4 protein-coding genes are annotated in these 6,000 nt (G+C 72.1%); all 4 read right to left on the bottom strand.

Features of this window, described 5'->3' with window-relative positions:
• Nucleotides 1-65: 65 nt before the first annotated feature.
• Complete coding sequence (locus tag ABZS54_RS10370; RefSeq protein ID WP_355533069.1) at nucleotides 66-791, bottom strand: serine/threonine-protein kinase; 726 nt, start codon at nucleotides 789-791, stop codon at nucleotides 66-68.
• A gap of 38 nt (nucleotides 792-829) precedes the next feature.
• Nucleotides 830-2,668: a serine/threonine-protein kinase gene (locus tag ABZS54_RS10365; protein ID WP_355533067.1), complete on the bottom strand. Its 1,839-nt coding sequence runs from the start codon at nucleotides 2,666-2,668 to the stop codon at nucleotides 830-832.
• A 263-nt stretch (nucleotides 2,669-2,931) separates the two neighbouring features.
• On the bottom strand, nucleotides 2,932-4,638 hold the full coding sequence (locus tag ABZS54_RS10360; RefSeq protein ID WP_355533065.1) for a glycerol-3-phosphate dehydrogenase/oxidase: 1,707 nt from the start codon (nucleotides 4,636-4,638) through the stop codon (nucleotides 2,932-2,934).
• Between the two features lie 210 nt (nucleotides 4,639-4,848).
• Nucleotides 4,849-5,964, bottom strand: coding sequence for a GuaB3 family IMP dehydrogenase-related protein (locus ABZS54_RS10355; RefSeq protein ID WP_078975688.1), 1,116 nt, complete (start codon nucleotides 5,962-5,964; stop codon nucleotides 4,849-4,851).
• Nucleotides 5,965-6,000 lie beyond the last annotated feature (36 nt).

The raw sequence follows: 6,000 nt of genomic DNA, 5'->3' as shown, positions 1-6,000 counted from the left end.
GGCCGGCTTCAAGGCCCAGTTCATCTCCGGTCTGATCCAGCCCGCGATGGCCTTCGTCGGCAACCTCAACTACGTGCTCGTCGCGGTGATAGGCGAGGCGGCGGGCAGGTCCCCAGCGCGACCGCCTGCAACGTGGCCAGCGGATTGTCCCGGCGGAACGGCGAGCGCCCCTCGACCATCTCGTACAGCGTCACACCCAGCGACCACAGGTCGGCGGCCGGCCCGGACGGTTGCCCGATCGCACGTTCGGGCGCCATGTATTCGGGGGTGCCCGCCGTGGCGCCGGTCTCGGTGACCGCGGGCGAATCCGGGTGGGTGGCGATGCCGAAGTCGGTCAGCACCACGCCGTCGTCCTCGTCGACCATGACGTTGGCGGGCTTGACGTCGCGATGCTCGATGGCGACCCGGTGCACGGCGATCAGGCCCGCGAGCATCCGGGCGCCGATCCGCGCGGCCCGAGCCGGCGGCATCGGGCCCTCGGCGATCAGTGCGGTGAGCGGCCGGCCGGGCAGCAGTTGCATGACGATCCACGGGCGCCCGTCCTCGACCACGACGTCGAACACGGTGACCACGTTCGGATGCCGCACCCGGCCCGCGGCCCGTACCTCGCGCTGCATCCGCGCCGAGCGGCGCTCGACCTCGTCCGATTCCAGATAGGCGGGCAGCCGCAGCTCCTTGATCGCCACATCCCGCCCGATGGTCGGGTCGTGCGCGCGCCAGACCACTCCCATGCCGCCCTGTCCGAGCACCTCGACCAGCAGGTATCGCCCGGCGAGCACACGTCCACTCATCCCGACCCCTCGACACGATCGTTGCGGATCGACCCGGGTCAGCCCGCGATCGAAAGGTGTCCGCGCGCGTGCTCGTAGTACGCGCCGGCGGTGCCCCACAGGTCGTCGCGCCCGCGTACGGTCAGCCAGTAGCGCACGCCGGACGTGGTGCGGACCACCAGGTCCTTGCCGTGGTAGGTGGTCAGGTCCTGTCCGCGCCAGACGTACTCCCACTCCGCGGCCTCGTGCCCGCGGTAGTCGGTGACCCGCAGGAGCAGGCGCTCGTAGTCCTCGCCGTCCAACCGCTCCCGGCCGCCGATACTGCCGTGCTCGCGGTGCGCCACGGACTCCTCCGGAGCCATCACGATGCCCCGGTCGACGGTGACGGTCACCGAGATCAGCCGGTCCGGATCGGCCACCGCCAAGCCGCTGGGGCTGTCCGTACAGGTCCAGCCCTCCGGGACGGGCAGCGCGAAGCCCAGATCGGTGCGCCGCCGTCGGCGCAGTCGCGGTATCACCTTGTTGTCCACGAGCGGGCCGACCACCAGGCAGCCGCCGATCAGGGCGCCCACGATGATCGGGTTCGGGTTGATCTTCGCCACCTCCAGCGCGCCACCGGCGACCACCCCGAGCAACATCGCAATCGGTACCGACCGAGAGATCCGCCGGTGTGGCAGCACCAGCCACACGCTCAGGGCGAGCGCGAGCAGCACGATCGTGTACATGCCGGTCCAGCTGCCGAACGCGGCCAGCCAGCGCGCGCCGGCGGCGGTGGCGATGCCGACCGAGGTCAGGATGGTCGTCCAGTGCCGAAACCACCAGCGGGGCCAGCGTCGGTAGCGGGCCCGGAAGACGCCGCCCTCGCGGGGCAGCCGCACATTGGGCGAGGTCTCGTGCAGGCTGCCCCGGCGCACCGAGGAGGCGCCGGCACCGATCCTGCCCGGCGGCCGGGCGGTCTGCACCCGGACCACCGGCCGGGGCTGGCCGGACACCCGCACGCCGTGCCGGCGTACCGGGCCGGGCCGGGCCCGGTCCGGTACGAAGCGCTCCGCGATCAGGCCGGGCGCGAGCGCCCCCTCGGCGATCTCCATGAGCAGATCGCGCACCTCTTCCGCGGATCCGCGACGAGCGGGGTCCTTGACCATCAGCGCCTTGAGCACCGGGGTCAGCGGGCCGGCCAGGAAGATCTCCGGAAAGCGGCCCGCGGCGACCGCGCCGAGCGTCGCCGCGTGTGTGTTGCGGCGAAACGCCGGGCGGCCCTCGACCGCCTCGAACAAGGTCGCGCCCAGCGACCACAGGTCGGCCTCCGGTCCGGGCTGCTCGCCCGCGATCTGCTCGGGTGCCAGGTATTCGGGCGATCCCACCATGGCGCCTGCCTGGGTGAGGGTCGCGCTGTCCTCCACCGAGGCGACCCCGAAGTCGGTGAGCACGACCCGGCCGTTGCGGGCGAGCAGCACGTTGGCGGGCTTGACGTCGCGATGCAGCACACCGGCCTCGTGTGCGGCCTCCAGGGCGGCGAGCAGCCGCAGGCCCAGCTCGGCGACCTGCTCGGGCGGGATCGGCCCCTCCTTGTCCAGCTCTTGGGCCAGCGAGAGGCCACGAACCAGCTCCATCACGATCAACGGCCGCCCGTCCTCCTCGGCCACGTCGAAGATGGTCACCACGTTGGGGTGGTCGATCCGGGCCGCCGCCCGGGCCTCGCGCAACATCCGCGCACTCAGCGTGCTGCGGTCGTCGTCGTCCACATAGCGGGGCAGCCGCATCTCCTTGACCGCCACGTCGCGGCCGAGCATGGTGTCCACGGCCCGCCACACCGTGCCCATCCCGCCCCGGCCCAGTTGATCACCCAGGCGGTATCGCCCCGCGACCAAGTGCTCGGGTGCTTCCGGGTCGGTCAAGTCTCTCGCTCCCCATGCAGCCGCGGCCCCGCCGCGCGATCGGGTGGTTGCCTTTCCCATACTCCAGTCCGGCGGCTTGTGGGGTCCACCGGTTCAGGCCCGAACATCGCCGAAAGACACCTGGCCGGCGTATCGGTGGAACGCGGCGACGCCCCGGAAGGTGCCCACACCACCGGATGATCAACCGTTGCCGGCCCAACCGTCCGATCCCGCACCGCGGCCGAACCGGCTCCGGGGGAGCGATTCCCGACCGGAAGCCGCCCTCACCCGGGCACGATGTCCTCCGCACCCAGCCGCACCGCGTCCGCCGTGTGGTCGTCCATCTGCTCCTGCGAGGAGCGCTCCGCCTCGATCCGCTTGAGGTAGTAGTCCACCTCCCGCCGCTGTCGATCCTCCTCCCATCCGAGCACCCGGGCCATCAGCGCGGCGCACGCGCGGGCGGCCCGAGCACCCCGGTCGAACATCTCGATCGACACCCGGGTCCGCCGATCCAGCACGTCGTCCAGGTGCAGTGCGCCCTCGTGGGTGCACGCGTACACCACCTCGGCGGCCAGATAGTCGTCCGCGCCGTCCAGCGGATACGCCAACTCCGGTTCGTCCTCGATCAGCGCGAGCAGTTCCTCGATCATCGACCCGTACCGGTTCAGCAGGTGCTCCACCCGGGCCACGTGCACCCCGGTCCGGCCCGCGATCGAGGCCCGCGCGTTCCACAGCGCCGGATACCCCTCCGCGCCGGCCAGCGGCACCGTCTCGGTGCAACTCGGCGGAACCTTGCGATCCAACCCGTGCACGGCCGCGTCCACCGCGTCCGAGGCCATCACCCGATACGTCGTGTACTTGCCGCCCGCGACCACCACCAGGCCGGGCACCGGGTGCGCGACGGTGTGCTCGCGTGAGAGCTGCGACGTGGCGTCCGACTCGCCCGCCAGCAGCGGCCGCAGGCCCGCGTACACGCCCTCGACGTCCTCGCGGGTGAGCGGCACCGCCAGCACCCGGTTGACGTGCTCCAACAAGTACTCGATGTCCGCCCGGCTCGCCGCGGGGTGCACCTTGTCCAGGTCCCAGCGGGTGTCCGTGGTGCCCACGATCCAGTGCCGACCCCACGGGATCACGAACAGCACGCTCTTCTCGGTGCGCAGGATCAGACCGGTCGAGGAGTGGATCCGGTCCCTGGGCACCACCAGGTGGATGCCCTTGGACGCGCGCACGTGGAACTGTCCGCGCTCGCCGACCAGGGCCTGCGTCTCGTCCGTCCACACCCCGGTCGCGTTGACCACCTGCCCGGCCCGGATGTCGTACGTCCCGCCGGTCTCCATGTCGCGCACGTGCACGCCCACCACCCGCTCGCCCTCGCGCAGGAATCCGGTCACCGCGGCGCGCGAGGCCACCTGCGCGCCGTAGCCGGCGGCGGTCCGCACGAGCGTCATCGTGTAGCGCGCGTCGTCCATCTGCGCGTCGTAGTACTGCACCGCGCCCACCAGCGAGTCCTTGCGCAACGCCGGCGCCAGGCGCAGCGCCTGACGCCGAGTCAGCTGCCGGTGCCGGGGCAGCCCGCGGCTGCGGCCGGCGGAGGCCGCCATCGTGTCGTAGAGCGTCACCCCGGCGGTGACGTACGGCCGTTCCCAGCCCCGCCGGCGCAGCGGATACAGGAACGACACCGGCTTGACCAGGTGCGGCGCGAGCGTCTGCAGCAGCAGCCCGCGCTCGCGCAACGCCTCGCGCACCAGCGCGAAATCGAGCATCTCCAGGTAACGCAGGCCGCCGTGGATCAGCTTGCTGGATCGGCTGGAGGTGCCGGACGCCCAGTCGCGCGCCTCCAGCAGGCCCACCGACAGGCCGCGCGTGGCCGCGTCGAGGGCGGTACCGGCACCGACCACGCCGCCGCCCACCACGATCACGTCCGACTCGCGTTCGGCCATCCGCCGCAGCGCCCGCGTGCGCGCCGCGGGTCCCATCGCCGTGGTCCGCATCAGCCACCTCCGAAACCGATCCTCACCTGCCGGACCACACCCATCGGGCGACTCGCCCCTCCCCCGCCTACCCAATGCCCGTCGGCCGGACCCCGTGCCGCGTCGTTCCGGGTGGATTCGGGCACCGGCACCGCGACCACCGGGATTCGCCGCCGCAACCGCGAACGGCCCCGAACACCAGTGGTGTTCGGGGCCGTTCGACGACTTCGGTCAGTGCGCGGGCGAGACCGTGACCTCGACCTGCTGGAACTTCTTCAGCTCCGAATAGCCCGTGGTGGCCATCGCCCGACGCAGCGCGCCGAACAGGTTCATCGAGCCGTCGGACACGTGCGAGGGGCCGAGCAGGATCTCCTCCAGCGTGCCGACCGCGCCCAGGTTCATTCGCCGACCGCGCGGCAGTTCGGGGTGGTGCGCCTCGGAGCCCCAGTGGTGACCGGCGCCGGGGGCGTCGCTCGCCCGGGCCAGCGCCGAGCCGATCATCACCGCGTCCGCGCCGCACGCGACGGCCTTGGCGATGTCGCCGCTGCGGCCCACGCTGCCGTCGGCGACCACGTGCACGTACCGGCCGCCCGACTCGTCGAGGTAGTCGCGGCGCGCCTCGGCCACGTCCGCCACGGCGGTCGCCATCGGCACCGCCACGCCGAGCACGCCACGGGTGGTGTGTGCCGCGCCGCCGCCGAAGCCGACCAGGACACCGGCCGCGCCGGCCCGCATCAGGTGCAGGGCGCCCTGGTAGGTCGCACAACCGCCGACGATCACCGGCACGTCCAGGTCGTAGATGAACTGCTTGAGGTTCAGCGGCTCGGCCCGCCCGGACACGTGCTCGGCCGAGACCGTGGTACCCCGGATCACGAACACGTCCACGCCCGCGTCGATCACGGCCTTGTGGTACTGCGCGGTGCGCTGCGGCGACAGCGCGGCGGCGGTGACCACGCCCGAGTCGCGGATCTGCTTGATCCGCGCGCCGATCAGCTCCTCCTTGATCGGCTCGGCGTAGATCTCCTGCATCCGCCGGGTGGCCGCGTCCTCGTCCAGCGCGCCGATCTCCTCGATCAGCGGCGTCGGGTCCTCGTAGCGCGTCCACAGCCCTTCGAGGTTGAGCACGCCCAAGCCGCCCATGCGACCGACCTCGATCGCGGTCTGCGGCGACACGACGCTGTCCATCGGCGCCGTCAGGAACGGCAGCTCGAACCGGTACGCGTCGATCTGCCACGCGATCGAGACCTCTTCGGGGTCCCGGGTCCGCCGGCTGGGGACGATGGCGACGTCGTCGAAGTGATAGGCACGCCGGCCACGCTTGCCCCGGCCGATTTCGACCTCAGTCACGTTGCGCCTCTCCTGCTGGAATCGGTGGATGGGAAA

This window comes from Embleya sp. NPDC005575, assembly GCF_040605455.1.
Classification (GTDB): domain Bacteria; phylum Actinomycetota; class Actinomycetes; order Streptomycetales; family Streptomycetaceae; genus Embleya.
The sequence above is the reverse complement of the archived record's forward strand: the minus strand, read 5'-3'. Positions and strand labels throughout refer to the sequence as shown.